Source organism: Rhodovulum sp., assembly GCF_011048875.1.
Classification (GTDB): Bacteria; Pseudomonadota; Alphaproteobacteria; order Rhodobacterales; family Rhodobacteraceae; genus Rhodovulum; species Rhodovulum tesquicola.
The window spans coordinates 1-2,076 of sequence record NZ_DSDD01000174.1; the positions used below are offsets into that span (position 1 = coordinate 1).

Sequence of the window (2,076 nt, forward strand, 5' to 3'; positions counted from 1 at the left end):
CTTTGCGCCGCAGGGCCAGAACTGGTCGCTGGCGCCGATGATCCCGCAGGCGCTGGCCGCCCGCGGATTCCGGCCGCTTGCCGAGATCCTGCGCGCGCAGTTGCGCTTTGCCGGGCTCTTGCGGATCGACCACATCCTGGGCTTCGAGCGCGCCTTCTGGGTTCCCGGCGACGGCCCCGGCGCCTATGTCGCCATGCCCAAACCCGCCCTGCTGGCCGTCGCCCGGATCGAGGCGGCGCGGGCGGGCGCGGTGATCGTCGGCGAGGATCTGGGCGTGATCCCCGAGGGCTTGCGCGCCGACCTTGCCGCCTCGGGCATCCTCGGCTGCCGTCTTGCGATGTTCGATCCGTGCCCAGAGGACTGGCCGGAGGCGGTGATGGCCAGTTTCGGCACCCATGACCTGCCCCCTTTCGCGGGCTGGCGGCAGGGCACGGATATCGACTGGCACGCCCGGCTTGGCCATGTCGCGCCCGGGCGTTTGGCCGAACTGCGCCGCGGCCGGGCAGACGCGGTCGCCGATCTGGCCCGGCGCGCGGGGGGTGAGGATGTCGAGGCGCTGCATGGCTATCTCGCCGCAACCCCCGCCCGGCTGGTCGCGCTTCAGATCGAGGACCTGCTGGGCCGGACCGATCAGGCGAACCTGCCCGGCACCGTCGATACCCACCCGAACTGGCGCCGCCGGATCGGACCTGGGTCAGCAAGGCTTGCGCAAGAGCCCATGCTTTCGCGCGCCGCGGCAGCGATGCGCCGATCGGGGCGGCAGGGTGCCGGGGCGGTGCCGACCGGGCCTTTAAAAAAGGGCGCGGATCCGCCCGCGAATGCCTGTCGTGCAACCGTTACGATTCCTGTATCAGCATCTGCGGGCGGGTCGCTGCGCCTGCCCGGACAAGGAACGTCGCAAGTCACGAGCGGAGGAAATGCCATGGCAAAGGGAAAACCCGAAGACGACCGTATCCAGGAGGCCGCCTATCACATCTGGAACCGTGAGGGACGGCCAGAGGGCAAGGCAGAGGAACATTGGTTCCGGGCGATCGAGGAATTGCAGCGCGCGACCGAGACCGGGATGCCCGCTCGCGCCAAGCCTGCCCGAAAGAAGACGACGGCCAAGCCGAAAAAGGACTGATCCGGATCCTTGTGTTCCGAAAACCGGTCCGGTGCGCCTGCAGCGCGGTCGGCAAAACCGTGCTCGACGATTCATCCGTTGGCAATAGTTCTGCGTAACAGTGCTGGCACCGAGCCAGTCAGAACGACACCGGAGAGACGCGATGAAATGCGCAACCTTGCTCGCCGCTGCAGCCCTAGCGGTTACGGCTGCCGCACCTGCCTCTGCCGAGGGGTTCCGCGCGGTAGAAAGCCGCTCGGGATTCGTCAGCCTCGTGGACGGCAAAAGCCTCAAACGTCTTGGAATAAACCTCGCAGTGACGCCCGGCGGTGAAATCCGCGGTCAGGCCTTTGGCAAGCGCGTCACCGGGGCCTGGCGTTGGGATGGCAGGTATTTCTGCCGTGATCTCAAGTTCGGAACGCGTGACCTTGGCCCGAATTGCCAGCTCGTTCTGGTGAATGGACGCACCGTGCGATTCGTCGCCGACAAGGGCACGGGCCAGCATGCTGACCTGAGGATCGAATAGCTGCGCCAAAGGCGCATCCGGCACCGCGGCCCCGCCGGCCCGAACTGGTTGGCGGGGCGCTCTGCTCTCTTTCGGCGCGGTCAGAAATCGACTGCGATGCCCTTCTTCTCCCAGTCGCCATAACGCACTGGCTCGGGTCCGTCCCGGCCGCCCAGCTCGGGCGGAAGGTCCGGTGCCTGTGCAGCCTTGCGCCGCGCTTCGGCTTCCTGCAGCGCGCGGATCGCCGCGGGCGGCAGGTCCTTGCGGGATGTCTCGGTCATCGCGTGGTCTCCTTGCCGGTTCGCGCCCCTTGATATACCCCGGCCCGGGCAGTGAACAAGCAGGGCCGAGGCGATGGCCGAGACCGTAGACAACGCACGATCCGCGGCCTTGCGGCTTCTGGCGGGGGTGTTGGACGAACGTCGCACAATGGCCGAACTGGTCGCGCCCGACGGGCTTCTGGGCGCGC

General features: G+C 67.8%; 3 protein-coding genes. 2 read left to right on the plus strand and 1 reads right to left on the minus strand.

Translation table 11 applies throughout. From position 1 onward, the window contains the following. Together ENN83_RS06065 and ENN83_RS06070 are read left to right on the plus strand one after the other, a co-directional pair. Positions 1-1,123, plus strand: a 1,123-nt coding sequence (locus tag ENN83_RS06065) for a 4-alpha-glucanotransferase (protein WP_287185230.1), incomplete at its 5' end; no start/stop codon positions are given. A 142-nt stretch (positions 1,124-1,265) separates the two neighbouring features. Beyond that, complete coding sequence (locus ENN83_RS06070; protein ID WP_287185231.1) at positions 1,266-1,628, plus strand: dihydrodipicolinate reductase; 363 nt, start codon at positions 1,266-1,268, stop codon at positions 1,626-1,628. Between the two features lie 80 nt (positions 1,629-1,708). Here ENN83_RS06070 and ENN83_RS06075 read toward each other — a convergent pair whose 3' ends face one another. After that, positions 1,709-1,888: a DUF1674 domain-containing protein gene (locus ENN83_RS06075; protein WP_253087522.1), complete on the minus strand. Its 180-nt coding sequence runs from the start codon at positions 1,886-1,888 to the stop codon at positions 1,709-1,711. Positions 1,889-2,076: the final 188 nt, after the last annotated feature.

Coding starts and splice junctions, on each gene's coding strand:
- ENN83_RS06070 (WP_287185231.1), top strand. CDS start 1,266: ATGAAATGCGCAACCTTGCTCGCCGCTGCAGCCCTAGCGGTTACGGCT.
- ENN83_RS06075 (WP_253087522.1), bottom strand. CDS start 1,888: ATGACCGAGACATCCCGCAAGGACCTGCCGCCCGCGGCGATCCGCGCG.